The sequence below is a fragment of the Pseudoteredinibacter isoporae genome (genome assembly GCF_011602085.1).
Lineage (GTDB): Bacteria > Pseudomonadota > Gammaproteobacteria > Pseudomonadales > Cellvibrionaceae > Pseudoteredinibacter > Pseudoteredinibacter isoporae.
The window spans coordinates 1682304-1709044 of sequence record NZ_JAAONY010000001.1; the positions used below are offsets into that span (position 1 = coordinate 1682304).

The following is a 26741-nucleotide window of genomic DNA, read 5'->3' on the forward strand; positions in this document are numbered from 1 at the left end:
ATCTTTACTGTGTGTTTATACAGTAGTTTTGGCTGGCTGCCAATATTTGATCAATAAATACTGAGCGAAAGTGCTGTTTCCGACCGCTTTGTACTGTTGAAGCCGACGAAAATGTCCCCATATATGCTGTCAGATAGAAATCATTGGTTATGGCCAGGGTGCATTGTCATGTCGATCCCCCATAACCGCCTTTTATAGATGGAGATAGCTGTGTCCTCAGAAGAGCAAAACCCTAATGTGGAAGCCGACGCTTCAACTGATGCCCATGATGCCGTAGAGCCTACTGAAGAGGTCGATGCCTCTGAAGAGCGTGTTGAGGATGTCAATCCGGCTGAATTGGTGATGCAGATCGAAGAGCTGCAAAACCAGATTGGCAAGCTGAAAGATCAGGAACTGCGTACCCAGGCCGAAATGCACAATGTGCGTCGCCGCGCCGAGCAGGACGTTGAAAAGGCCCATAAATTCGGTTTGGAGAAATTTGTTGGCGATATGCTGACTGTGATCGATAACCTTGAGCGCGCACTGGCTTCCATGGATGCCGAGGATGAGGGCTTGAAGGCGGCTCGTGAAGGTATCGAGTTGACCCTGAAATCCATGCAGGATGGCCTGAAACGTCACAATGTTGAAGCGATCGACCCGGCCGGTGAGCCCTTTGATCCTGAGTATCACCAGGCTATGACCATGGTACCGAACCCGGATGTCGAGCCCAACACAGTAATGGACGTTTTCCAGAAGGGCTATACCTTGCATGGTCGTTTGGTTCGCCCTGCCATGGTTGTGGTTGCCAAGGCGCCTTAATCCTTATTTGGGCTGACGAAAAGTTACTCAAAGATAGAGACAAGGCCTTGAACTGGGGAAATCTGATCCCATATAGCAAGCAAGGCCAATGAAGCAGAGCCACAGGGCTCTAACGTAACAAACATTTGTATTGATCAAGGCGGCGTGGCCGCCAGTGAAATTGGAGAAATTCCATGGGAAAAATTATCGGAATTGACTTGGGTACCACCAACTCGTGTGTATCCGTTCTGGAAGGCGATAAACCTAAGGTGATCGAGAACGCCGAAGGCGATCGCACCACACCTTCTATTGTGGCCTTTACCGACGACGGTGAAGTGCTGGTTGGCCAGAGCGCCAAGCGCCAGTCTGTGACTAACCCGCAAAACACCTTGTTTGCGGTTAAGCGTTTGATTGGTCGTAAGTTCAAAGACGACGTGGTTCAGAAAGACATCTCCATGGTGCCTTACAAAATTGTAGCGGCCGATAACGGTGATGCCTGGGTAGAAGCAAAAGGTGATGCGAAAGCGCCGCCACAGATTTCTGCTGAAGTTCTGAAGAAGATGAAGAAAACCGCCGAAGACTATCTGGGCGAAACAGTAACCGAAGCGGTCGTTACCGTACCGGCTTACTTTAACGATTCCCAGCGTCAGGCGACCAAAGACGCCGGTAAAATTGCAGGTCTGGACGTTAAGCGCATTATCAACGAGCCAACCGCAGCGGCACTGGCTTATGGCATGGACAAAGCTCAGGGTGATCGCACCATCGCGGTATACGACCTGGGTGGCGGTACGTTCGATATCTCTATTATTGAAATTGCCGATGTTGATGGCGAGCACCAGTTCGAAGTACTGGCCACCAACGGTGACACCTTCCTGGGTGGTGAAGATTTCGACCTGCGTTTGATCGAGTACTTGGCCGATGAGTTCAAGAAAGAAAACGGCATCGATCTGCACAACGACCCATTGGCTCTGCAACGTTTAAAAGAAGCGGCTGAAAAAGCCAAGATCGAATTGTCTTCTTCCCAGCAAACTGAAGTGAACCTGCCTTACATCACCGCTGATGCGACGGGTCCCAAGCACTTGGTTGTGAAAATGACCCGCGCCAAGCTGGAATCTCTGGTTGAAGATCTGGTGGTTAACTCTTTGAAGCCAGTGAAAACCGCTTTGGAAGATGCCGATCTGTCTGTTGGCGAGATTGACGATGTGATCCTGGTGGGCGGCCAAACCCGTATGCCACTGGTTCAGGAAAAAGTGGCTGAGTTCTTTGGTAAAGAGCCTCGTAAAGACGTTAACCCTGATGAAGCGGTTGCCATGGGCGCGGCGATTCAAGGTGCGGTACTGGCCGGTGATGTTAAAGACGTATTGTTGCTGGACGTTACTCCACTGACTCTGGGTATTGAAACCATGGGCGGTGTTGCGACCCCGTTGATTGATAAAAACACCACCATCCCGACCAAGAAGTCTCAGGTATTCTCCACGGCGGAAGATAACCAGACAGCGGTAACCATTCACGTGGTACAGGGCGAGCGTAAACAGGCTTCCCAGAACAAGTCTCTGGGCCGTTTCGATCTGGCGGACATTCCTCCGGCTCAGCGCGGTATGCCACAAATTGAAGTGACTTTTGATATTGATGCGAACGGTATTTTGAACGTTGGCGCCAAAGACAAAGCCACCGGTAAAGAACAGTCGATTGTTATTAAAGCTTCTTCCGGTTTGAGCGATGAAGAAATCGATCAAATGGTTAACGACGCTGAAGCGAATGCTGAAGCGGACAAACAGTTCGAAGAGTTGGTAACAACACGCAACACTTTGGAAGGTTTGATTCATGCAACCAAGAAAACTGTTGAAGAAGCTGGCGACAAGGCCACTGATGAAGAGAAGGCGGCCATCGAAGCTGCGCTTGCGGAAGCCGAAGAAGCTGTTAAAGGTGACGACAAGGAAGCCATGGAAGCTGCAACCAACAAGTTGACCGAAGCTTCCAGTTCTCTGGCTCAGAAGTTGTACGCCGAACAAGCGGCTCAAGCGGAAGCTGCTGGTGCGGATGCCGGTGCTCAGCAGCAGGCTCAGCCTGAAGACGACGGCGTTGTTGAAGCTGAGTTCGAAGAAGTTAAGGATGACAATAAGTAATCCTTAGCCCTTCGCTGACAACGGGAGGCGGCTGTACGGCTTGGCCTCCCGTTTTCGTCTTGGCGCTTTAAACGAGAGCGCAATAAGACAGAGAGATTAGTCGAACATCTGATGCATTGAATCAGTGTTGAGTTGACCAAAAGAAATAGCAAACAAGCAATTAGCTGAAGAGTCACTATGTCCAAACGTGATTATTATGAAGTGCTCGGTGTTGATCGAGGTGTTTCAGAAAAAGATCTGAAAAAAGCTTATCGCCGTGTGGCGATGAAATATCATCCCGACCGAAACCCGGACGACAAAGCGGCTGAAGATAAATTCAAAGAGGCCAGTGAGGCCTATGAAATTTTATCCGATGCACAAAAGCGCGCAGCTTATGATCAGTACGGTCATGCCGGTGTTGACCCAAGCCAGGGCGGTATGGGCGGCGGCCAGGGCTTCGGTAATTTCAGTGATATCTTTGGCGATGTCTTTGGTGATATTTTTGGCGGCGCCGGTGGTGGTGGCCGTGGCCGCGGTGGGCCAGCTCGCGGTGCAGATTTGCGTTACACCCTGGAGTTGGATCTTGAGAAAGCCGTTCAGGGAACGTCAGTAAAAATTAAAGTACCAACTCTGGTGCATTGTGGAACCTGTGACGGTTCTGGTGCAAAAGAAGGCAGTAAGCCAACCACCTGTGGCACCTGTGGTGGCATGGGTCAGGTACGCATGACCCAAGGCTTTTTCTCCGTGCAGCAAACCTGTCCGAACTGTCATGGTAAGGGCCAGATCATTTCTGATCCCTGCCGCGATTGCGGTGGTCAGGGCCGTGTAGAAGAAACCAAGACCCTGTCGGTAAAAGTACCTGCAGGTGTTGATACCGGTGATCGCATTCGCCTGACCGGTGAAGGTGAAGCCGGTGAGGCCGGTGGCCCTCCGGGTGACCTTTATGTGCAGGTTTCGGTGAAAGAACATGAAATCTTCCAGCGCGAAGGTAAAAACCTTTACTGCGAAGTCCCAATTAGCATTGTCGATGCGGCATTGGGTGGCGAACTGGAAGTACCGACCTTGGATGGGCGCGTGAAGCTAAAAGTACCGGCAGAAACACAAACCGGCAAGCTGTTCCGCTTGCGTGGCAAAGGCGTGGTTCCGGTACGTGGTGGTTCAGCTGGTGATTTGTTGTGTCGAGTGGTTCTGGAAACGCCAGTGAATCTGTCCAGCAAACAAAAAGAGCTGCTGCGTGAGTTACAAGCCAGTATGACAGGCGACACCAACTCACCGCGCCAGAGTTCCTGGTTTGAAGGCATGAAGAATTTCTTCAACTAAGCCTGGATCCGATTTTGACTGAAAGCCCGGCCCGACCGGGCTTTTTTGTGCCCGTTATCCAGCCCTAAGATGGCGGCCTTATGCGGGTGGCTTTGGCTGGTCATCGCTAGGCATTGCGATATAATCCCCAGTCTTTAATAAATACTTGATAGCCATAGCAGGAATCATTATGAGTGCAAAAATTGCCGTTACCGGAGCCGTCGGGCGCATGGGGCGCATGTTGATTGAAGCCATCAGTCAGAGTGCCAATGCCGAACTTGTCGCGGCGGTAGAACATCCCAGTAGCAGTTTGATTGGTAGCGATGCCGGAGAGCTTGCAGGCCTGGGGAAAAACGGCGTCATTATTGTCGATGATCTGGGTAAGGTGATTGAGCAGGTTGATGCGGTGATCGACTTTACTGCTCCGGTGGCAACTTTGGAGAATGCTCGCCAGTGTTCTGAGCATGGCAAGGCCTTGGTTGTGGGGACAACCGGTTTTGATAACGAACAAAAAGCTCAGTTGCAAGCGATGCAAAACCAAATGGCGCTGTGTATCGCGGCGAATTACAGCACGGGTGTGAATGTTTGTCTGAAGTTGCTTGAACAGGCCGCTAAGATTTTGGGCGACGAATACGATGTGGAAATTTACGAAGCCCACCATCGTCATAAAGTGGATGCTCCTTCGGGGACCGCTTTGGCAATGGGTGAAGCGGTGGCAGACAGTCTGAATCGGGATCTCGACAAAGTGGCTGTGTATGGTCGCGAAGGGCAGACGGGCGCTCGTGATCGAGACACTATTGGTTTTGCAACCGTTCGTGGTGGTGATGTGGTTGGCGATCACACGGTGATGTTTATGGCGGACGGAGAGCGCATTGAAATCACCCACAAGGCATCCAGTCGTATGGCTTTTGCTCGCGGAGCCGTTCGAGCGGCAGCCTGGATGGCTGGTCAGCCAGCCGGTTTTTACGATATGCGCGATGTGCTTGGTCTGAAATAATCACCTTCTTTCAAAGCGGGGGCTGTATTTGGCTCCCGCCCTTAACAAATGCTATTGCGGGACAATCTTTAACTGCGTCAGAATGCTGTATCTAGTGCAAGATGATTTTATATCAACAAACGCTAACACAAATACAACAAGAAAAACGCGGTGATTTATGTCCATTAGCTATTCCCATCCCTCTATCTACCATTATCTGAACGCGGTTGCTGAAAAGCGGCCAGAAGCTGTTGCGCTGCGTTTAGTCATCGATCTCAATGACGATTTTCAGGACCTGTCCTGGAGCTATGGGGAGCTATTGGACAATATTCGTCGCGTGTCGAGACTGTTGCGCGACCGCAGTCAGAGTGATCGCCCCGTGTGTTCCTTTTTGTTGCCGAATATCCCGCAGGCCCATGCGATTATGTGGGGGGCGGAAACAGCGGGCGTTGCGAACCCATTGAATCCACTGTTAAACGAAGATGCTCTGGTTCAGTTGATGGAGGCGGCAGGTACGGATGTGTTGATGGCGTTGGGGCCGAATCCGGTCAGTGATATTTGGCAGAAAGCTGAAGCCGTTGCCAAACGTTTATCGAAACCCGTAACCTTGCTTCCGGTATTTTTTCCCGCTGAATCCTACGAGCTTTTTGAACAGCTGTTGGGAGGTTACTCAGCAGATGCCTTGGCAGAGGATGAGTTGCCTGGTTTGGATGATATGGCGTCTTATTTTCACACGGGCGGCACAACCGGAACTCCAAAGTTGGCTCAGAATGCCCAGCGTAACCAACTCGCTTGTGTGGCCCTGCATCATGAGAGTATGAATCTTGAAACCGGTGATGTGGTAATGAGTGGCTTACCGCTGTTTCATGTCGCCGGTTCAATGATTAACGGCCTTTCCTGTTTGTGTGCGGGCATTGAAATTGTTTTACCGACCATTGCAGGCTTCCGTGACCCAAATGTTGTACAAGCCCATTGGCGAATGGTGGAAAGGTATAAGGTGACGGTCAGTGGTGGAATTCCCACCTCGGTGGCATCTATGGTGAATGTGCCCGTCGATGCGGATGTTTCTTCTTTAAAATATTTGATTTCAGGGGGCTCTCCCGTTCCTGCAGCGCTGTGCCACGATGTGAAATCTGTTTTAGGTCTGGAGTTGTATCAAATTTACGGCATGACCGAGTGCGCAGGCGCCATTGCAATGCCCAATATACAAAAACCAACAGTGCCCGGCAGCGCGGGCTATGTCAGTGACCTGATTGACTTGCGAATTAACGGCGCGGAAAGCGCTGGCGACAGCGGTGAATTGCTGGTTCGTGGTGATGTGGTGTTTTCGGGGTATTTGGGGCGGGATGACAATCCTCTGCAAGACGGATGGCTACACACAGGTGATCTTGGCCATATCGATAAAGATGGTTATTTGTTCATTACCGGTCGAGCCAAAGATTTGATCATTCGTAGTGGCCATAATATTGATCCGGCCTTGATTGAAAATTGCCTGGAACAACATCCTGCGGTATCGCTTGCCGCAGCGGTGGGGCGCCCGGATGCCTATGCCGGTGAATTACCGGTCGCGTATGTGCAACTGTACGATGGTCATTCTGTCTCAGAACAGGAGTTAATGAGTTACGCGATGGACACTATCGCGGAGCGGCCCGCTTGCCCGAAGTTTATTGAAATTCTTGACGCTTTGCCGGTGACTGCTGTGGGTAAAGTGCATAAGCCCAGCTTACGCGCAGCGGCAACTGAAAGAACCATCAAAGAATTGTTGGGTGATCTGGCAGAGAAATTACCCACGTTTGAAGTTTGTATTCTCGACAGCGGTGAGATGGCCCTGAAGTTTGAGCAGGCGCTATCTGATGAGCTGGAAGTCGCGGTAGATAAACTGGCTCGGGAATTGAACCTAAAGCGTTAAATGATTTTATGATGTGAAAAGAAGAGCTGAAAACCAAGAATTAAAGTGCGCCTTAGTTTGTGGTTTTCAGTTTGGCTTTAAGGCGCGAAAGACTTACTGCATCCATCCCCAGATAACTGGCGATATGATATTGGGGTAAGCGTTCAGCAATCCAGGATTCGTTACTCAGCAGCCACTGATAACGTTCTTCTCCCGATTTTGTCAGCAGGACGGCTTCACGTTGTTCATTGCGTAGAAATAGTTCACGAGTGGTTTTGTCCAGCATGTCCTGAATACTTTTTTCGTTTTGCAGTTTGCGCAACTGATTGATGGGCATCTCCCAGAGTGTGCTGTCTTCCAAGGCCTGCAGCTCATATGGGCAGCTGCTTTGTGTCAGCCAGGCACTCAGAGAGCCGGCGAGTTGACCTTCCCTGAAAAAGTTTTTATTGCGCTCCCTGCCTTGGGCACTGGGATAATATTGTCGCAACAAACCTTCCAGAATGACATAACAGTACTGAGGCTCGCTATTGGCGGCGAACAATTGTGTGCCCGCGATAACTCTCTTTTCCTGGCCAATACTTTCCAGCAGAGGCCAGAGCAAGGGGTTGGTCAGCGCGGGGCTTAATGTGTAGTTCGATAATAGGCTATGACTCATAATGAAAAACCTGAAAACACAGGCCGGCAGTGTAAAACAGGCTTTTTCCTTGGGCAATAAAAAGCCGCCCATTGGGCGGCTTTGTGAAAGGATTAACGTTACGCTTACTGAAGTATTTAAAACTTCAACTCGTAGCGCATGCCAAAACTGAATTCAGCCGAACTGATGTTGCTGGCGCCTGCAAGGTAACGGTAATCAATAAAGCCGGATAAACCGTGCTGGAATTGTGCGGCTAATCCCAGATTGAAACTCATATAGCTTTTATCAATTTCGTCGGTGCGAACAATAATCGGCACCAGCGGGTTGCTGCTGTTTGAAAACGGATCATGCACAAATGCAACCGAGATTTCATCGTCTTTATTTTTGAAATCACGGTAGTAGTTACCATTGAACTGTGCCGTCAAAACGCCCCAGTCTCTGAGCATGGTGTAGGAACTGTGCCAGCCCACACTGGCGCTATGAACACTGGCTTCCTGTCGGCCAAAGGCCAGTTCAAGGCCGCTGTTACCGCGCTCGCTGAACTGATCAATATGGGTTTTGTTATAGGAAACGCCAAGGTTCGGGCCGATAATCCAGGAGCCTTTGATAAAGTCATAACCGGCATCGAAAGTGGCCAGCAATTGGCGACCGCTGGTGCTGGAATTTGCCTCGGTATTAACCTCGCCAAACATATCCTGATAGTTAATCCGACGCAGCATGTCGTAGTCGCTGTTACCACGGGTAATACTCACGTCGATATAATAGTTCTTATCGTCGTAGTAAGAGCCATAAGCCGTAATAAACTGGCTTTCGGCATCCATGGTGCCGCCATTTTGTTTGTAATCGAGATCGGTATCTGCAAAGCCTATGGCCAGACCGGCAACGGTGTTGTCGGTGATGCGATAATCCATACCAAAAGTTAGACCTTTGACATCCAGGTCATAACCGTTTTGGTTGTCGGTTTTATCTTTGTCTCCATACAGGATGTTACCGTTCAGGAAAACGCCCCATCGAGAACTTTCCAGCAGATAGGTGTCTTCATCAGCACTGGCGGCACCGCCGAGTTTGTCGCCAAAGACGCTGGCAATGAGTTTTCCGTTTAAGGTTCCGCTGTCGGTTTGAATATTCAAGCCGCTTAAATCGATACCGCGACCACCGCGGCGCAATTTGGTCAGGCGGGTGCGAATATTGCTCTGCTGTACACTGGCAAAGTCGGTTGCGGCGGACAACAGCGCGGCCACTTCTTCACCGGCGATTGCCTGGAGTGCTGCGGCTTGATCTTCGTCACTGAGATCAGGGTCGAGCAAACCATTACATCGGGTCAAAAGATTGCGTTGGCCTCCGGTCAGGGGAGTCAGTTGATCCGCTTCGGCCAAGCGCGGACACAAGCTATCCAGTGTTTCAGCGAGACTGCGTTCGTTGCTGTCAATGCCGGGAGTGCTGGCAAGCGTATCGGTCGGTTCGCTGCGTTGCTCTTTCACCAGTACGTTGAGCAGTTTCTCAGACACCAAGCCGGCGTTATTAGTCACTCGAACGGTTAGCTGGTTTTCGCCGACGGGCAGAACTGCTGTCGTTTTGATGCCGGTTGCAACCACTTCGCCTTCGAAGATCCACTCGACTTTACTGATTTCGCTGTTCAATGATGTAGTGTTCGACGCGTCGAGATTGACTTCCACTTCGCCATCACCATCGAAATCCGTTACTTCGATGTCTGCACCGGCGTCAACATCGGGCGCTTGCGGGTCGCGAATGTCACCGATTGTCAGAGTGACAGCGCTTGGATCAGCAATCGTAGCGCCACCTAATGGTTGGCTCAGTTCTACCCGGAATTGTTCAGTCTCTTCCTGCAGCAGGTCTTTGATAATAGTGATGGAAACGGTTTTGGGCTCGCGATCACCGCTCAACCATTCCAGAGTTCCCTGGGCAGCTTCAAAATCTTCGCCGGCCGTGGCGGTGTCAGAAACGGCTTGGTAGCTCACGCTGATATCTCCGTTACCGCCTTCCAGGCGATCAGCGGTCAGGGTAACCGTGCCACTGTTTTCATTGAGTTGAAAATCGGTCTGGGTCCATTTGATTACGCCGGGTGGCTCGGGGTCATCCTCGGCAATGGTGATGTCAAAACTCAGAGGCGCGTTCACCGGGACGCTGGCGTTAACCTGAGCCAGCTCCACGCTAAAGCTCTCATTACCTTCAAAACGGTTGTCATCCAGAATAGGAATGATGACGGTTTTTTCGCTGGCATCTCCGGCAATCCAGGTAACGGTTTCATTAACCTGCTGGAAATCTTCCCCGGCGATGGCGGTGCCGTTTCGGGTGCTGACTTCAAGGAAAATATCTTCATTGCCAGGTTCGGTCAGCGAGAAGCGCAAGGTGGCCTGGCCATCGTTTTCATTGACCGAGGTTTGCAGGGTGGCATTAATCTCGGGATCGATGGTGACAGCAGTGAAGTTTAGAACAACGCTACAAGGTAATGGTCCACCACAGTCCAAAGAGTTTACTGCCATTTGATAGGTGCCCTCGACGGGGACAAAACTAAAGGTAAACTGGGATTGGTTTGCGCTGCCACCAGGCACTGATGCCTGATGAGAGCTGAAGGTGCCATTAGTGGGGTTTCTTTTATTGGGTTTGCGCAATCCTGAAGGTTCATCCTCAATAGGAGCGGCGCCACAATCAAAACCACCTCCAACAATTTGGCCACCAGGGCCAGGTTCTCCTGGCACAAAAGAGCAGCTAGGATCACTTGTCTGCCAATCAGGGACACTGGGGCCGCTCAGGTGGACAAGCTCGATGTCGTTAAATCCGATGCTGCCCAAATTTTCGGTAATCACTGTGAGAGTAACAGGCTCGCCGGCAATAACCGGGCTCGAAATCGTCGCGGAGTTAATAACAACCTGAGCTTTCGCAACAGAACCTAATATAAGAAGAAGTAATGCGCTTACAACTTGGTATAACTTCATGGGAATGTCGGCCAAAAGAATTTGTTTTTAGTATTAGAGTGCGTCTCGTAGGTAGCACTTTATCATTATCCGAGCCCCACACCCAAAAGATAAGCACAAGATTTAGTGATTGGGGTGCCTGATTGTCTCCTGTTCCCCAATGAACCATTGGGCGGTTTCTCGGCAGAATCTCCAAATGCCTCTAAAGTTTTTGTTAAGCCTGTAGATATTAATACTTGTACCCATAACGTTTGTCGTGACAAGCAGATTGGGCTGGCTTGTGGTAAGTAAGTAATCGCTTAAGACGTAATAGGTGACACTTGTGGGGAAGCAGGTGGGCCGGGGCTTAATGACGGAGTCTAGAATGAAAAGTTTATCTCTAAAATGGAAGGTGCTTCTGGGGGTGACCCTAACCAGCATGGCGGCAGTAATTATCGTCAGTGCTGTGTCTGTGGTGACTCAGGTTGCCCATATCGAGGAAGAATTAGAACGATTTGCCGAGACAATTGAAATGGTTGTGGGGGGGAGTACTGCGGGGGCTTTGGCGTTTGATGACAAGGCGACAACCCGGGACATCCTGTCAAACCTGAGTAAGAGTGACCGCATTAACTCCTCTGTCATCTATGGGGGTGACGGTATGCCTTTCGCCTGGTTTGAAAAGGGCAAGGGTACCAAGGCCACGTCGATTCCGAGTGGCGCCCCGAGTACATTGAATTCCTCATTTGTCGATCACGATACGGTTCATGAATTCCGAATGTCCAGCCCGATTAATGCAGACGGAGAGAAGCTTGGTTACATCTACATTGCGGTGAGTCGCGATGAAGTGTCGATGGCGAAAGACGAAGCTGTCCAGAGTGCCGGCCTTTCGGTGCTGTTTATCTCCGTGCTGGCCGCCGTGGTTTCCCTGTTTATTTCCCGAGCGATTGTACGACCTGTGATCGGCGTATCGGATGCCCTGCGCGATATGGCTGAAGGTAACGGCGATTTGACTTTACGTTTGCCCGACGATGGCCGTGATGAAATTGGCACCCTGTGTTCTAACTTCAACACCTTTATCGAGCGTTTGCATGGGACCATTTCCGGCTTCTCCAACAACGCTATGGAGCTGGATCGCCATGCTGTGGAGGTGTCGCAATTGGCACAGGAAACGGAGAAAGGTGTTGCAGGGCAGCAAACCGACATTAACCAAGTGGTTGAAGCGGTACGCGAGATGTCGTCGGTTGTAGATGAGGTCGCTCGCAATGTGACCGATGCGGCTGAAAATGCTCATTCAGCGGATCAGGAATCCTGCAGTGGTCGTGAAGTTGTGGGCAATACCAAATCCCAGATTGAGCGACTGGCTCAGGATATCCACGGTGCGGCCGAGGTGATTGATCAGCTTCGCCAGGGCACAGAAGACATTGGTACTGTATTGGATGTAATTCGCGGCATTGCGGAGCAGACCAATCTGCTGGCCTTGAATGCTGCCATTGAGGCGGCTCGAGCCGGCGAGCAGGGCCGTGGCTTCGCGGTTGTTGCTGACGAGGTTCGTACGCTGGCTTCCCGTACTCAGTCTTCCACGGAAGAGATTCAGGATATGATTGAGCGACTCCAGGGTGGTGCCCGCGAAGCGGTGCAGCGTATGGAGCAAGGCCGGAAGCAAGCTGCAGAAGCTGTGAAGCATTCTGAGGCAGCCAGTGAATCGCTTGTTGCCATTACTGATGGTGTTGCATCCATTCGCGCCAAAACGGATCAGATCGCCAGCGCAACTGAAGAGCAGGGTGCTGCCAACAACGAAATCGAACGCAATATGGAAAATATTGCGGTGGTTTCCCGTCAGGCGTCTTCCGGTTCGGCAGCCATCTCTGCGAGCATTCTGGAGCTGGCGGATATGGCAGCGACCATGAAGTCCACGTTGGGTCAGTTTAAAATCTAAAAAGCCCGCCATTAGCCGCTAAATGGGATGGACAAATAGGGGGGCTTTGCCGTAGAATGCGCAGTTAGATTGCAATAGGCCATTGGCCCTTAACCCGCTGGAAGCAGCGATGGCGAATTTTAAGAAAAAGCGAGATGAGACTTTCTGTTTCATCTCGCTTTTTTGCAACTTGCGCCAAGCAAATTCCACACTTCCCGTCATGATAGTGGCATAGACCACTCACTGTGCGCCCAGGCGTGCAGCGCTAGCCCTCGGACTAGCGTTTGGCGAGAAACGAACTCTGCGGTCTTGGTTTATTGCTTAGCTATGTGATTACCCCCTACTGGAGGCTGCCTGTTTAATGAGCCCTTTATTGCGCAATAATTCCCGGCCCGCCATTCTTGTTCTGGAAGATGGCAGTACTTTTCGCGGCAGTGCCATTGGCGCTGATGGTCAGGCAGTTGGTGAAGTGGTGTTTAACACCGCTATCACGGGCTACCAGGAAATTCTGACTGACCCTTCCTACGCCAAGCAAATCGTGACTTTGACTTACCCCCACATCGGCAGTGTCGGCGTGACCCGGGAAGATGAAGAGTGCGACAAAATCTGGGCCACTGGTTTGGTGATTCGCGACCTGCCGTTGTTAGCGTCCAACTTTCGCAAAGAAGAAGATCTGGATAGCTATCTGCAAAAGCACAATATCCTCGGCATTGCCGATATCGATACCCGTCGACTGACTCGCCTGTTGCGCGACAAGGGCTCTTTGAAAGGTTGCATCATGGCGGGTGAGCTGAACGAAGAGGCCGCACTGGCCGCTGCGAAAGATTTCTCCGGCCTGAAAGGCCTGGATCTGGCCAAAGAAGTGACCGCTGATGAAGCTTACCCCTGGACCGAGGGCAGCTGGCAGTTGGGCAAGGGTCATGTTGAGCAAACCGAAAAGCGCTTTAAGGTGGTTGCCTACGACTACGGTGTGAAGCGCAACATCCTGCGCATGCTGGCAGATCGTGGTTGTGACCTGACGGTCGTGCCGGCAAAAACGCCGGCCTCTGAGGTATTGGCCATGAATCCGGACGGTGTTTTCCTGTCCAACGGCCCGGGCGATCCGGAACCTTGCGACTACGCCATCGAAGCTATCCAGGAACTGTTAAAGACCGAAACTCCTGTTTTTGGTATTTGTCTGGGTCACCAGCTTCTGGCTCTCGCGTCTGGTGCCAAGACGGTGAAAATGGGCCACGGTCACCACGGTGGTAACCACCCGGTACAAAACCTCGATGATCAAACGGTATTGATCACCAGCCAGAACCACGGTTTTGCGGTAGACGAAGACAGCTTGCCTGAAAACTTACGAGCGACTCACAAATCGCTGTTTGATGGCACCTTACAGGGCATTCATCGTACCGATAAGCCTGCCTTCAGTTTCCAGGGACACCCGGAAGCCAGCCCCGGCCCGCACGACGCGGCGCCTTTGTTCGACCACTTTATTGAATTGATGGAGGCCGCCCGTTAAGGGGAGATAGACATGCCAAAAAGAACCGACATTGAAAGTATTCTGATTATTGGTGCCGGCCCCATCGTTATCGGACAGGCCTGCGAATTTGACTACTCTGGCGCCCAGGCGTGTAAGGCCCTGCGCGAAGAGGGTTACCGCGTTATTCTGGTGAACTCTAATCCGGCCACCATCATGACCGATCCGGCCATGGCCGATGCAACGTATATTGAACCGATCACCTGGGAAACCGTTGCTAAAATTATTGAAAAAGAACGCCCCGATGCGGTACTGCCGACCATGGGTGGCCAAACCGCACTGAACTGTGCATTGGCATTGCATGACAATGGCGTTCTGGAAAAATTCGGCGTTGAACTGATCGGCGCCAAACAGGAAGCGATTCACAAAGCTGAAGATCGCGATCTGTTCGACAAGGCCATGAAAAAAATTGGTCTGGAATGTGCGCGCGCTGAAATTGTTCACTCCATGGATGAGGCGAAAAAAGTACCGGACATGTTTGGTTTTCCGGTGATCATTCGCCCATCGTTTACCATGGGCGGCTCCGGTGGCGGTATCGCGTACAACTGGGAAGAATTTGAAGAAATCTGTGCTCGCGGTTTGGACCTTTCTCCAACCAATGAATTACTGATCGATGAATCTCTGCTCGGTTGGAAAGAGTACGAGATGGAAGTGGTGCGCGATAAAAATGATAACTGCATTATCATTTGCTCCATTGAAAACTTCGATCCAATGGGTGTGCACACCGGTGACTCCATCACGGTTGCTCCGGCGCAAACCCTGACCGACAAAGAATTGCAAATCATGCGTAATGCATCGATTGCGGTGCTGCGTGAAATCGGTGTGGAAACCGGTGGTTCTAACGTACAGTTTGCGGTGAACCCAAAAGACGGCCGATTGGTTGTTATTGAAATGAACCCGCGTGTATCCCGCTCTTCTGCATTGGCTTCAAAGGCAACCGGTTTCCCGATTGCAAAAGTAGCCGCTAAACTGGCTGTGGGTTATACCCTGGATGAGCTGCAAAACGATATTACCGGTGGTGCAACACCGGCGTCTTTCGAGCCTTCCATTGATTATGTGGTTACCAAAATTCCACGCTTTACCTTTGAAAAATTTGGCGATGCCGATGCGCGCTTGACCACCCAAATGAAATCCGTGGGTGAGGTTATGGCAATTGGCCGCACGTTCCAGGAGTCCATGCAAAAAGCCTTGCGTGGTTTGGAAGTGGGCTCTGCCGGCTTCGAAGCCAAGGTGGATTTGCAGGCCGAAGATGCCATGAGCAAAATCCGTCGTGATTTGTCGACGCCAGGTGCTGAGCGTATTTGGTTTGTGGGCGATGCATTCCGTGCGGGCATGTCGGTTGACGAAGTGTATGAAGTCTCTGCTATCGATCCGTGGTTCCTGGTTCAAATTAAAGACATTATTGATACTGAGCTGGCGCTGCAATCCATGCCGGTTTCCGATATCGATGCCGACCTGATGTTCCGCCTGAAGCGCAAAGGTTTCTCCGATTTGCGTCTTGCCGATTTGCTGGGTGTGAGTCAGCGTAAAGTTCGCGCTCATCGTCATGGCTTGGGGGTGCATCCGGTCTATAAACGTGTGGATACCTGCGCTGCAGAATTTTCTACTTCAACGGCTTATATGTACTCAACCTACGAGGAAGAGTGTGAAGCCCAGCCAAGTGACAAACGTAAAATCATGGTACTCGGCGGTGGTCCAAACCGAATCGGTCAGGGCATCGAATTTGATTACTGTTGTGTGCACGCGGCATTGGCCATGCGCGAAGACGGTTACGAAACCATTATGGTGAACTGTAACCCTGAAACGGTTTCTACCGATTACGATACCTCCGATCGTCTCTACTTTGAGCCGGTAACTCTGGAAGATGTATTGGAAATCGTCCATAAAGAAAATCCGGAAGGTGTGATTGTACAGTTTGGTGGTCAAACGCCATTGAAACTGGCTCGTGCATTGGAGTCTGCAGGTGTGCCGATTATTGGTACAGCGCCGGAAGCGATTGACCGCGCTGAAGACCGCGAGCGCTTCCAGCAAATGATTGAACGCCTTGGTTTATTGCAGCCTTCCAACGCGATTGTTCGCTCTGCCGAAGAAGCCGTGCGCGAAGCGGAAAATGTAGGTTATCCACTGGTGGTGCGTCCGTCCTACGTGCTGGGTGGTCGTGCAATGGAAATCGTGTACAACGAAAGTGAGTTGCGTACTTATATGCGTGAAGCGGTGCAGGTTTCTGAAGATGCGCCGGTACTGTTGGATCACTTCCTCAACTCTGCCATCGAAGTCGATATTGACGCCGTAAGCGATGGCAAGCAAGTTGTCATTGGTGCAATCATGCAACACATTGAGCAATGTGGTGTTCACTCCGGTGATTCCGCCTGTTCATTGCCGCCGTATAACTTGCCTGCCGATGTTCAAGATGTCATGCGTGAGCAGGTGAAGAAAATGGCTCTGGAGCTGGGTGTTGTCGGCTTGATGAATACTCAGTTGGCCTATCAGGACGGAAAGATTTATGTAATCGAGGTAAACCCTCGCGCCTCTCGTACCGTACCGTTTGTGTCCAAGTGCATTGGCACTTCTCTGGCCAAGGTGGCAGCGCGTTGTCAGGCGGGCATGAGTCTGGAAGCGCAGGGCTTCACCGAAGAAATCGTGCCGGATTACTACAGTGTGAAAGAAGCAGTATTCCCGTTCAATAAATTCCCAACGGTTGACCCGATTCTCGGCCCTGAGATGAAATCTACCGGTGAGGTTATGGGCGTGGCGGATACCTTCGCAGAAGCTTACGGCAAATCCCAGATGGGTGCCGGTGATGCAATCCCGACGTCAGGCAAGGTCTTTGTCAGTGTGCGTGATTTCGATAAGGGCGGCGTTGTTGCGGTTGCTCGTGATTTGCAAAAGCTGGGTTTTGAACTGGTGGCCACGCGTGGTACGGCCAAGGTTCTGGAAGACGCGGGCTTGACGGTTGAGCAGGTCAACAAAGTGGAAGAAGGTCGTCCTCACATTGTCGATGCCATTAAAAACGATGAGATTGCCATGGTGGTGAATACCACTGAAGGCAAACAGGCCATTAAAGACTCATCGTCTATCCGCCGCAGTGCCGAGCAGCACGGCGTGTACTACACTACTACTCTGGCTTCGGCGGAAGCGGTAGCCGTAGCGCTTGAGTTTGCCGATGAACACAAGGTACGCTCTGTACAGGAATTGCATGCCCGAGTTGCCAACCTGACTCAGTAGGCATTGCGCTCTAGATTTGGCACCTGTGTCTCGAAAGGATTCGCGGGTGCCAAAGCTAATAACAAAAAACGATGAAAAATCTCGCCCATTTGGCGAGCGAATGGAATTGCTATGTTAGATAAAGTACCCATGACCCAGGCTGGTGCCGATGCACTTCGCGAAGAACTGGAGCACCTTAAGAAAGTTGACCGTCCACGTATTGTGCAGGCGATTGCCGAAGCACGTGAGCACGGTGATCTGAAGGAAAATGCCGAATATCATGCTGCCCGCGAGCAGCAGGGTTTTTGCGAAGGCCGCATTCAGGATATCGAGGGCAAACTGTCAAATGCCCAAATTATCGATATCACAAAGCTCCCTCATACCGGAAAGGTGATGTTTGGTGCCACTGTTGATTTGATCAATCTGGATACCGATGAAACGGTTAGCTACACCATTGTTGGTGATGATGAATCCGATGTGAAGGCCAACAAGATCTCCGTGAATTCACCCATTGCCCGCGCTTTGGTTGGCAAGTCTGAAGGTGATGAGGTTGTGGTTCAAACGCCGGGTGGTGAAGTTGAGTTTGAAATTGATACGGTGAAGCATATCTAAGCAGTGCATCAACGCGCCACATAAAAAAAGCCGGCAATTGCCGGCTTTTTTTATGTTTTAAATTGGCGTGTTAATTTAGCTGTGCTGCTTTTTTAAATCGTCTACCAGATACTTTGAGCCCATCCAAAAACACGCAGCGGCCAGCAGGCTGCTAAACGCCATAACGGTTAATGAATAGCGCAAGGATTCAGCACCATAGGTGCTGGCCAGCAAATCACTCATGACACCGGCGACCAATGGCCCGCCGCCCAAACCAATCAGGTTCAGAATAAAAAACAAAATGGCCGAGGTCATTGCGCGCATATTGGGTTTGACCAATGTCTGGGCCATAGCGAGAACGGGGCCGAGATACCAAATGCCAAAGAACGTCGTGCCACCAATACCAATCGCAATCAGAGTCATATTGTTTGAATACAGGGCCATCAGCCCCAGAGGGATGGCCAGGATTTGACCTGCACAGGCAATCCAGGCGTACCAGCGTTTGTTGTCCTTGCCGATGCGATCCGCCAACCAACCTGCGAAAAAGGCGCCGATACCACCGCCGATACCTGCGCCAAAGGCCAGCAGAATACCAATGTCCGCCGGTTCCATTCCGTGTGAGCGAAACAGAAAGCTGGGCATAAAGTTACCCGAGCCATAACTGGAAAACGATGCCAGGCCCGAACCCACGGCCAGAAATACAAAGGAGCGCATGGATTTCAGGGTGTTCAGAGTTTCGCGCAAACTGACGGAATCTCCTACCGGGGCGCTATCGTGTTGACCTCTGGGAGGTTCGGTAATGGTGTAACGTACCAACAGGGCGACAAACAAGCCGGGAATACCCACCACAAAGAAGGCAATGCGCCAGCCATAGTGCTGATCCACCCAACCGCCGACCAGATAGCCAACCATAATACCGACATAGATCGCAGCCGTATAAAAGGCCAATGCGGTACCGCGTTGGTGGGCCGGGTAGATATCCGAAATCATGGAGTGTGCCGGTGGACTGCCACCTGCCTCACCGATGCCCACACCGATTCTCGCCAACAGCATTTGCCAGAAGTTTTGCGCGAGCCCGGACAGGGCCGTCATACCACTCCAGATGGCGATGGCCCAGGAAACAATGTTGCGGCGATTGGAGCGGTCCGCCCAACGAGCGATAGGAATGCCCGCAGATACATAGAAAATGGCGAAGGTAAAACCGGTCATCAAGCCCAATTGGGAATCAGACAGCCCCATATCGGCTTTAATGGATTCTTGCAGAATGACCAGAATCTGCCGGTCGATAAAGTTGAACACATAGACAATGCTCAATAAGACCAGCGTGTAGTGGGGCCAGCGACCTGAGCTCGCAGTCGGGTTTGTCATAATCGATACCTTCATCACTGCGGCTGTTTGGCCATGCCTCCGTCTAGTGAACTCCGATGACGGGCGTAATCAGGGGGCAGTTCCTGGGCCGCTCATTATTATGTTTTCAAGGAGTGTAAGGGTTATCCCGCATATTGAAAACCGCTTGGCGATTTTAATATTTGATGCTGCCATATAGATCCGGTGAATACTTGGACGGGGAAGAATAACAGCGAGGAAGTAGGCTGAGAAAAAGGGAAAGGGGGCAATCAAGCCCGGCAAGAAAACGATAAACGAGGTGGAAGTAAGGGATGAGCCGAAGGGGCAGATGGCCCCATCAGCAGAAAGCCGTTCTTTTACACGCGGCTGATATTGGAAAGCTTGGCGTTAGGCTTCTTGGCTGCGCGATATACCAGGGCTACCTTACCAATTTCCTGCACAAGCTCGCAGCGAGCCTGTTGGCAGAATTCGTCGATCACTTGCTTGCGCAGATCACGATCGGCGACCACCAGTTTAACCTTGATCAGCTCATGGTCTTCCAGAGCGCGATCCAGCTCATTCATTACATTTTCGCTCAGGCCATTCCCGGCGATGGTCACCACAGGCTTTAGACTATGGCCTAAACTTCGATATTGTTTTTTGCGATCTGCACTTAACGTCATACAATAGTCTCTAGGTATTTCCCTTTGCCTTCGCGCTCGCTAATGCGGCCCATTGGGGCTCTCTGGTGCAGAGCATAGGTGCATGGGGTGTAAATTCAAACATCAGCCCTGGTTAATTATTCACCACAGCCGTAAAAAGGTGGCGTATTCTACCCGCCAACCGCCCTGATGTCTTTAATTTTACCGCTTCAAACAGACAAAACCCGAGGTATTCTCATTGGCCCGTTCCAAAAGCAGCGGTCGTTGGTTGCAAGAGCATTTCAACGATCAATATGTAAAGCAATCCCAGCAAGATGGTTATCGTTCCAGAGCCAGCTACAAGCTGATTGAGTTGGACCAGAAAGATAAGCTATTTCGCACGGGAATGACCGTTGTAGACCTTGGCGCAGCCCCCGGGGGCTGGAGTCAGGTCGCGGCCGAGCGAGTCAATGCCAGCGGTGACAGCAAAGGTCGGGTTTTCGCCTCAGACATCCTGCCCATGGATGGCATGGCCGGGGTAGATTTTGTGCAGGGCGATTTTACCGAGGAATCGGTCTTTAATGAGTTGATGGATCTCATGGGAGGGGCGCAGGCAGACCTTGTAATCTCGGATATGGCCCCCAATATGTCTGGTATGGCCGATGTTGATCAGCCCAAATCCATGTATCTGGTGGAGCTGGCCCTGGATATGGCCCGACAAGTATTAAAGCCCGGTGGGGTATTTGTCGCTAAGGTATTTCAGGGGGAAGGTTTTGATGAGCTGCTGGCTGATAGCCGCAGCAGTTTTCAAAAGGTATTGACCCGAAAGCCGGATGCATCAAGAGCCCGTTCCCGAGAAGTCTATCTCGTGGCAAAGGGTTTCAAAGGATAAAATTATTGCGGTTTAAACCAAAACCGTGAAATGACTGTCATACTAAGTAGGGGCAGTTGTTAGTGTTAAAAGCTGTGCTGAGACGATATGTCTGATATTTGCACAGCTTTGTCTGAAGAGACTGTAAAGAACCGCTAAAGCGTGATAACAAGATGCGCTGATAAACGGAAATAGGGCTACAATGGCCCACCAAACCTCATAGAGGCTTAACGTAGTTAGCCGTGCTTAGCTTTATGGCACTGGCGCCAAGAGGAAATCGCTTTGAACGATATGTCAAAAAACCTTGTATTGTGGCTGGTCATTGCGGCAGTGTTATTTGCTGTCTTCCAAAACATCAATGGCCAGACCAAGCAGAAGCCACTGGTTTATTCTGACTTTATTGCCGAGGTTCGCTCCGGGCAGGTTCAGAAGGTTGTCGTTGACGGCCTGATTATTCACGGTGAGCGCCGTGATGGTTCTACCTTTCAGGTAGTTCGCCCGCAAGTTGCTGACAACAAACTGATGGATGATCTGTACAACCACAAGGTGCAGGTTGAAGGTAAGTTACCTGAAAAGCCGAGTATCTGGCAGCAGCTCCTCGTAGCGAGTTTCCCTATTCTGATTATTCTCGTGATCTTCATGTTCTTTATGCGCCAAATGCAAGGTGGTGCAGGTGGACGTGGTGGTCCAATGAGCTTTGGCAAGAGCAAGGCGCGTCTTTTGGGTGAAGATCAGGTGAAAACCACCTTCGCCGACGTAGCGGGTGTAGATGAAGCCAAAGAAGAAGTTCAAGAGCTGGTGGAATACCTGCGCGACCCTTCGAAGTTCCAGCGTCTGGGTGGCCAGATTCCTCGTGGTGTGTTGATGGCCGGTCCTCCGGGTACCGGTAAAACGCTGTTGGCAAAAGCCATCGCCGGTGAAGCCAAGGTACCGTTTTTCTCTATTTCCGGTTCCGACTTTGTTGAAATGTTTGTAGGTGTGGGTGCGAGCCGCGTACGTGACATGTTCGACCAGGCTAAGAAACAGGCCCCCTGTATTATCTTTATTGATGAGATCGATGCGGTCGGTCGTCATCGTGGTGGTGGTCACGGTGGTGGTCACGATGAGCGTGAGCAAACCTTGAACCAATTGCTGGTGGAAATGGACGGCTTTGAAGGCAACGAAGGCGTTATCGTCATGGCTGCTACCAACCGTGCGGATGTTTTGGATAAAGCGTTGATGCGTCCGGGTCGTTTTGACCGTCAGGTTCATGTGGGTCTGCCAGACATTCGCGGCCGTGAGCAAATCCTGAAAGTTCATATGCGCAAAGTGCCGATGGACGATGCAGTAAAAGCCTCCGTAATTGCTCGTGGTACCCCGGGTTTCTCCGGTGCCGATTTGATGAACCTGGTGAACGAAGCGGCATTGTTTGCAGCGCGTGCCAACAAGCGCACCGTGAGCATGGAAGATTTTGAAAAAGCGCGCGATAAAATCATGATGGGTGCCGAGCGCAAGTCCATGGTGATGAGCGAAGACGACAAGATCATGACGGCGTATCACGAAGCGGGTCATGCCATCGTTGGTTACTTGATGCCCGAGCACGATCCAGTGCACAAGGTAACGATTATTCCTCGTGGTGGTGCTTTGGGTGTTACCCAGTTCCTGCCGGAAGATGATAAATACAGCCACAGTCGTCGTTACCTGCTGGGTCAGATTTCTACCCTGTACGGTGGTCGAATTGCAGAAGAGATGACCGGTGGTGCCGATGCGGTTTCTACGGGTGCGTCCAGCGATATTGATCGCGCCACGAAAATTGCCCGCGGTATGGTGATGAAGTGGGGCTTGTCCGAGAAGCTGGGTCCATTGGCTTACGGTGAAGATGAAGGTCAGTACCCTGGCATGTCTTCACCGAATTATTCCGGTGCGACGTCCAAAGTGATCGACGAAGAAGTGCGCAGCATTATCGATGATCGTTACAAGGTTGCTGAAGGCATTCTTGAAGAAAATCGCGATATTCTGGAATCCATGAAAGACGCTCTGATCGAATACGAAACCATCGATTCCGAGCAGGTGGAAGATTTGATGAACCGCCGCCAGGTTCGTCCACCTCGCGATTGGGACGACAGTGATTTCAACAGTCATATCAAGACGGAAAAGAAAGACAAGCCCGATTCGGATAAATCCACAGGTCCTATCGGAGGACCTGCCAACGAAAGCTAAGCGCATCGCGCTTAGTCTGGCCGCCGTTACTCGTTAACTGCGGCCATTTTTATTTTCTGCCCATTGAAAAATGATCAATACATCCGTTTTCCAGAGCGCTGGTATTTATGTCTTCTACAATTCTTGATTGCGCTGGCAAATCGTTGGATCTCAGCAAGCCCAGGATCATGGGCATTCTGAATACCACTCCTGATTCTTTTTCCGATGGTGGCAACAGCTACCAGCAAGGTCGTTTGGATCTTGATCTTGCCCTCAAGCGTGCGGCGCAAATGCAAGCTGATGGCGCTAGCATTATTGATGTCGGGGGGGAATCCACTCGCCCGGGTGCGGCCAAGGTTTCTGCACAAGAAGAAATGGATCGCGTAATCCCTGTGGTGGAACGAATTGCGAAAGAGTTGGATGTCATTATATCGGTCGACAGCAGTAGCCCGGCATTGATGAAAGAGGCCGCGGAGGTTGGAGCCGGTTTGATCAATGATGTGCGTGCCCTGCAACGTGAAGGCGCCGTTGAGATGGCGGCCGAGCTAAAACTGCCGGTGTGCCTGATGCATATGCAGGGGCAGCCGGGCACCATGCAGGATCAACCCGAATACAGCAATGTGGTGGAAGAGGTTACCGCATTTCTGAGTGAGCGGGTGGACAGTTGTGTCGCAGCGGGGATTGATCGAGAGCAAATAATATTGGATCCAGGTTTTGGTTTTGGCAAAACCCTGGAGCATAATGTGGAATTGCTGCGTAATATGTCCGCCCTGAAAAATGCACTGGGTTTGCCCGTGTTGGCGGGCTTATCGCGCAAGTCGATGTTGCAAGGTTTATTGCAGAGACCTGTTGAACAGCGCTTGGCGGGTAGCTTGGGGGTGGCCATGTTGGCTCTGCAACAAGAGGCCGCCATTTTACGTGTTCACGATGTGGCGGAAAGTCGCGACATTCTGGAGTTGTACTGGCAGATTGAAGCCAGTCGCTGATAACTATTTATTGAAACAAGATTGGCGCCGCGCCAGGGAAATAATTGACCGGGACGGGGGAGATTATGAGCAGACAGTATTTTGGTACCGACGGTATTCGAGGCAAAGTAGGCGAGCAGCCTATCACGCCCGACTTTGTATTGAAGTTGGGCTGGGCCGCAGGCCGGGCCCTGGCAGAGAGCATTAAGGCTTCGGGTGGCCGCAATCAGATTCTGATTGGAAAAGACACCCGTATCTCGGGCTATATGTTTGAGTCTGCACTGGAGGCTGGGCTGATTAACGCCGGTATCGATGTGGGCTTGTTGGGGCCAATGCCGACGCCAGCCATTGCGTATTTAACCCGAACTTTTCAAGCCACTGCAGGCATCGTAATCAGTGCGTCGCACAACCCTTATTACGACAACGGCATCAAATTCTTCAGTCGCCAGGGCACCAAGCTTAATGACGATATTGAACTGGCCATCGAAGCTGAAATCGATAAGCCCATGTACACCACCGAAGGTAAGCTTGGTAAGGCGATGCGCATTACTGACGCCGCCGGCCGCTATGTGGAATTCTGTAAGGGCACTGTGCCCTGGGGGTTCAGCTTACAGGGCATGACCATCGTTCTGGATTGTGCCAACGGCGCTACCTATCACGTGGCGCCTGCGGTATTCCAAGAGCTGGGTGCCAAAGTCATCAGCATTGCGGTAGAGCCAGATGGTCTCAACATTAACCGTGGTTGCGGTTCCACTCACCCTGAAATGCTGCGTGACAAAGTGGTCGAAACCGGAGCTGATCTCGGCATTGCCTTTGATGGTGATGGCGACCGGGTGCTGTTTGTGGACGGCCATGGTGAAGTAATCGACGGCGACGAGCTACTGTACATCATTGCTGCCCATCGTGCCGGTGGTGAGCACGGTTGCAATGGCGTAGTGGGAACCCTGATGAGTAACTTTGGTTTTGAGCTCGCCTTGAAAGATATGGGTGTGCCGTTTGTGCGCGCCAAGGTGGGCGACCGTTACGTGATCGAAGCCATGAAGCAGAATCAGTGGCTGCTGGGTGGCGAGTCCTCTGGTCATATCGTATGCAGTGATGTGACCACAACCGGTGATGGCATTGTGGCTGCCCTTCAGGTGCTGCTGGCCGTCGTTGAGCAGGGCAAGAGCCTGCACGAGTTGAAAAACGGCATGAACAAACTCCCGCAAACCATGATCAATGTGCGCCGCAACAAGGTAATCGATCTGGCGGAAAACCAGAATATTCAGAAGGCAATATCTGCTGCTGAAACGGCTATGGCGGGTCGTGGTCGTGTATTGTTGCGCCCCTCGGGTACCGAGCCGGTGATTCGGGTTATGGCTGAAGGTGAAGACAGTCAGCTGGTGGGTCAGCTGGCCCAGGAACTGGCCGAAGTGGTGGAAAAAGAGGTCGCATAGACCTCGCTGCAGCCCAGACCGCTAAAGCGTTTGCGAGATGCCGGTATTACGCGCATTAAGCCCTTGTTTTGTTTGCAAGTTTAGCGTCACTCATATACCATTGGCGCCCGCTTTTGGCAGCAGGCAAAACCCATGGTTTAAGCGGCTGAAAAGCAGTTAATTTTTGATCGTGGAATGACACAAAGAAGGCAGCTATGGCAAAACCCCTGGTGCTAGGCAATTGGAAAATGAACGGGTCTATCCCCGCCAATGCCGAATTGCTGAAAGGCTTGCGTGACTGGGATGCCAGCAAAGTTTCCTTAGGTGTTTGCCCACCGGCAATTTACTTGCCGCAGTGTCAGGTTGTTCTCAACGGCAGCGATGTTGCCTGGGGCGGCCAGGACATGAGCGAACATGACTCAGGTGCCTACACTGGTGAGATTTCCTCACAGATGTTGGGCGAGCTGGGTTGTCAGTATGTCATTCTTGGGCATTCTGAGCGTCGCCAATACCACGCCGAGAGCGATGAGCTGGTTGCGAACAAATGCGCAGCCGCATTAAAGGCATCTCTGGTGCCAGTATTGTGCATCGGCGAAAGCCAGGCCGAACGTGAGGCCGGTGAAACCCTCGCTGTGATTGAGCGTCAGTTGATGACGGTTATTAATCACCTGGGTTTGGAAGCCATGGCCAATACCGTGGTCGCCTACGAGCCCGTTTGGGCGATTGGTACCGGCTTAAGCGCCAGCCCGGAGCAGGCGCAAGAAGTACACGCTTATATTCGTTCTCGCCTGGGCGACGTAGCGAACAGCGTACAGATTTTATATGGCGGCAGTGTCAAACCCGACAATGCCGCTGAATTATTTGCCAAGCCCGATATCGACGGTGCCTTGGTAGGCGGAGCCTCACTAAAGGCAGACGACTTTTTAGCCATCGCAAAAGCGGCTGTGCGCTAACAAGTTAATAGACGAGAAACGCAAGAGCGTAATATGGATAAGATTATTCTGATCGTACACATGCTGACAGCACTGGGCATTATCGGCCTGATTCTGCTGCAGCAAGGTAAAGGTGCCGAAGCTGGTGCTTCCTTCGGTGGTGGTGCATCCCAGACCGTATTTGGTAGTTCCGGTGGCGGTAACTTTTTCACCCGCGCCACAGCGATCCTGGCGACTATCTTTTTTGTGACCAGTTTTGGTCTGGCCATTGTAGCCAAGCAAAACGCCGGCGTAAGCGTTGATGAAGGCATTCCTACTCTGCAAGTTGAGCCAGAGTCTGATATTCCTGCGGCTGCAAGCGACGAACTTTCCGATTCTGATTTGCCAAGCCTGCAAGGCGACGTCGCTGAAGAAGCCAGCGCCGTTACTGACAATGCAGCAAATGAAGTCAGCGATGCAGCAAGCGCCGCCATGGATCAAGCGGCCGAAACCGCCGAAGCCGCTGCACAGAATTTGCAAGAACAAGCCACCGAAGCTGCTGCGGCAGCCGAGGAAAAAGTTGAGGAAAACACACCTCAATAATC

General features: G+C 51.5%; 19 protein-coding genes. 15 read left to right on the forward strand and 4 right to left on the reverse strand.

Translation table 11 applies throughout. The features are described from left to right. Positions 1–210: 210 nt before the first annotated feature. The 5 genes from grpE to G8768_RS07335 all read left to right on the forward strand — a co-directional run bounded on the left by grpE (position 211) and on the right by G8768_RS07335 (position 7066). Entirely contained in the window at positions 211–798 is a 588-nt protein-coding gene (grpE, locus tag G8768_RS07315) for a nucleotide exchange factor GrpE (RefSeq protein ID WP_341800984.1), read from the forward strand. A gap of 173 nt (positions 799–971) precedes the next feature. Beyond that, entirely contained in the window at positions 972–2903 is a 1932-nt protein-coding gene (dnaK, locus tag G8768_RS07320) for a molecular chaperone DnaK (protein ID WP_166849184.1), read from the forward strand. Between the two features lie 177 nt (positions 2904–3080). Continuing rightward, positions 3081–4202: a molecular chaperone DnaJ gene (dnaJ, locus tag G8768_RS07325; protein WP_166849182.1), complete on the forward strand. Its 1122-nt coding sequence runs from the start codon at positions 3081–3083 to the stop codon at positions 4200–4202. A gap of 169 nt (positions 4203–4371) precedes the next feature. Next, positions 4372–5178 carry a 4-hydroxy-tetrahydrodipicolinate reductase gene (dapB, locus tag G8768_RS07330; protein WP_166849178.1) on the forward strand — a complete coding sequence of 269 codons (807 nt, stop codon included), beginning with the start codon at positions 4372–4374 and terminating at the stop codon, positions 5176–5178. A 157-nt stretch (positions 5179–5335) separates the two neighbouring features. Next, positions 5336–7066 (forward strand): AMP-binding protein, encoded by a 1731-nt coding sequence (locus tag G8768_RS07335; protein ID WP_166849176.1) that lies wholly within the window; start codon positions 5336–5338, stop codon positions 7064–7066. Positions 7067–7118: 52 nt separating this feature from the next. Here G8768_RS07335 and G8768_RS07340 read toward each other — a convergent pair whose 3' ends face one another. Then, positions 7119–7700 (reverse strand): Crp/Fnr family transcriptional regulator, encoded by a 582-nt coding sequence (locus tag G8768_RS07340; RefSeq protein ID WP_166849174.1) that lies wholly within the window; start codon positions 7698–7700, stop codon positions 7119–7121. A 116-nt stretch (positions 7701–7816) separates the two neighbouring features. After that, complete coding sequence (locus G8768_RS07345) at positions 7817–10636, reverse strand: autotransporter outer membrane beta-barrel domain-containing protein (RefSeq protein ID WP_166849172.1); 2820 nt, start codon at positions 10634–10636, stop codon at positions 7817–7819. A 343-nt stretch (positions 10637–10979) separates the two neighbouring features. Between G8768_RS07345 and G8768_RS07350 the strand changes: the two genes are divergently transcribed. From G8768_RS07350 to greA, 4 genes are all read left to right on the forward strand, one after another. After that, positions 10980–12530, forward strand: coding sequence for a methyl-accepting chemotaxis protein (locus tag G8768_RS07350; protein ID WP_166849169.1), 1551 nt, complete (start codon positions 10980–10982; stop codon positions 12528–12530). 340 nt (positions 12531–12870) lie between these two features. After that, positions 12871–14016: a glutamine-hydrolyzing carbamoyl-phosphate synthase small subunit gene (carA, locus tag G8768_RS07355; protein WP_166849167.1), complete on the forward strand. Its 1146-nt coding sequence runs from the start codon at positions 12871–12873 to the stop codon at positions 14014–14016. 12 nt (positions 14017–14028) lie between these two features. Continuing rightward, positions 14029–17259: a carbamoyl-phosphate synthase large subunit gene (carB, locus tag G8768_RS07360; protein ID WP_166849165.1), complete on the forward strand. Its 3231-nt coding sequence runs from the start codon at positions 14029–14031 to the stop codon at positions 17257–17259. A 111-nt stretch (positions 17260–17370) separates the two neighbouring features. Further along, on the forward strand, positions 17371–17850 hold the full coding sequence (gene greA, locus G8768_RS07365) for a transcription elongation factor GreA (RefSeq protein ID WP_166849163.1): 480 nt from the start codon (positions 17371–17373) through the stop codon (positions 17848–17850). Between the two features lie 75 nt (positions 17851–17925). Here greA and G8768_RS07370 read toward each other — a convergent pair whose 3' ends face one another. Next, entirely contained in the window at positions 17926–19197 is a 1272-nt protein-coding gene (locus G8768_RS07370; RefSeq protein WP_243749371.1) for a spinster family MFS transporter, read from the reverse strand. A 335-nt stretch (positions 19198–19532) separates the two neighbouring features. Continuing rightward, positions 19533–19838, reverse strand: a complete 306-nt coding sequence (locus G8768_RS07375) for a YhbY family RNA-binding protein (RefSeq protein WP_166849159.1) — start codon at positions 19836–19838, stop codon at positions 19533–19535. A gap of 217 nt (positions 19839–20055) precedes the next feature. Here G8768_RS07375 and rlmE point away from each other — a divergent pair, with 217 nt between their 5' ends. From rlmE to secG, 6 genes are all read left to right on the forward strand, one after another. Further along, positions 20056–20688 carry a 23S rRNA (uridine(2552)-2'-O)-methyltransferase RlmE gene (gene rlmE, locus G8768_RS07380; RefSeq protein WP_166849156.1) on the forward strand — a complete coding sequence of 211 codons (633 nt, stop codon included), beginning with the start codon at positions 20056–20058 and terminating at the stop codon, positions 20686–20688. Positions 20689–20949: 261 nt separating this feature from the next. Continuing rightward, complete coding sequence (ftsH, locus tag G8768_RS07385; protein ID WP_442587040.1) at positions 20950–22866, forward strand: ATP-dependent zinc metalloprotease FtsH; 1917 nt, start codon at positions 20950–20952, stop codon at positions 22864–22866. Positions 22867–22973: 107 nt separating this feature from the next. Next, a complete protein-coding gene (gene folP, locus G8768_RS07390; RefSeq protein WP_166849154.1) occupies positions 22974–23831 on the forward strand; it encodes a dihydropteroate synthase in 858 nt (285 codons plus the stop codon). A 65-nt stretch (positions 23832–23896) separates the two neighbouring features. Continuing rightward, a complete protein-coding gene (gene glmM / locus G8768_RS07395; RefSeq protein ID WP_166849152.1) occupies positions 23897–25246 on the forward strand; it encodes a phosphoglucosamine mutase in 1350 nt (449 codons plus the stop codon). 194 nt (positions 25247–25440) lie between these two features. Beyond that, entirely contained in the window at positions 25441–26178 is a 738-nt protein-coding gene (tpiA, locus tag G8768_RS07400) for a triose-phosphate isomerase (protein WP_166849150.1), read from the forward strand. Positions 26179–26211: 33 nt separating this feature from the next. Then, positions 26212–26739, forward strand: coding sequence for a preprotein translocase subunit SecG (secG, locus tag G8768_RS07405; RefSeq protein WP_166849148.1), 528 nt, complete (start codon positions 26212–26214; stop codon positions 26737–26739). The last annotated feature ends 2 nt before the right edge of the window (positions 26740–26741 follow it).

Coding starts and splice junctions, on each gene's coding strand:
- dnaK (WP_166849184.1), top strand. CDS start 972: ATGGGAAAAATTATCGGAATTGACTTGGGTACCACCAACTCGTGTGTA.
- dnaJ (WP_166849182.1), top strand. CDS start 3,081: ATGTCCAAACGTGATTATTATGAAGTGCTCGGTGTTGATCGAGGTGTT.
- dapB (WP_166849178.1), top strand. CDS start 4,372: ATGAGTGCAAAAATTGCCGTTACCGGAGCCGTCGGGCGCATGGGGCGC.
- G8768_RS07335 (WP_166849176.1), top strand. CDS start 5,336: ATGTCCATTAGCTATTCCCATCCCTCTATCTACCATTATCTGAACGCG.
- G8768_RS07340 (WP_166849174.1), bottom strand. CDS start 7,700: ATGAGTCATAGCCTATTATCGAACTACACATTAAGCCCCGCGCTGACC.
- G8768_RS07345 (WP_166849172.1), bottom strand. CDS start 10,636: ATGAAGTTATACCAAGTTGTAAGCGCATTACTTCTTCTTATATTAGGT.
- G8768_RS07350 (WP_166849169.1), top strand. CDS start 10,980: ATGAAAAGTTTATCTCTAAAATGGAAGGTGCTTCTGGGGGTGACCCTA.
- carA (WP_166849167.1), top strand. CDS start 12,871: ATGAGCCCTTTATTGCGCAATAATTCCCGGCCCGCCATTCTTGTTCTG.
- carB (WP_166849165.1), top strand. CDS start 14,029: ATGCCAAAAAGAACCGACATTGAAAGTATTCTGATTATTGGTGCCGGC.
- greA (WP_166849163.1), top strand. CDS start 17,371: ATGTTAGATAAAGTACCCATGACCCAGGCTGGTGCCGATGCACTTCGC.
- G8768_RS07370 (WP_243749371.1), bottom strand. CDS start 19,197: ATGACAAACCCGACTGCGAGCTCAGGTCGCTGGCCCCACTACACGCTG.
- G8768_RS07375 (WP_166849159.1), bottom strand. CDS start 19,838: ATGACGTTAAGTGCAGATCGCAAAAAACAATATCGAAGTTTAGGCCAT.
- folP (WP_166849154.1), top strand. CDS start 22,974: ATGTCTTCTACAATTCTTGATTGCGCTGGCAAATCGTTGGATCTCAGC.
- glmM (WP_166849152.1), top strand. CDS start 23,897: ATGAGCAGACAGTATTTTGGTACCGACGGTATTCGAGGCAAAGTAGGC.
- tpiA (WP_166849150.1), top strand. CDS start 25,441: ATGGCAAAACCCCTGGTGCTAGGCAATTGGAAAATGAACGGGTCTATC.
- secG (WP_166849148.1), top strand. CDS start 26,212: ATGGATAAGATTATTCTGATCGTACACATGCTGACAGCACTGGGCATT.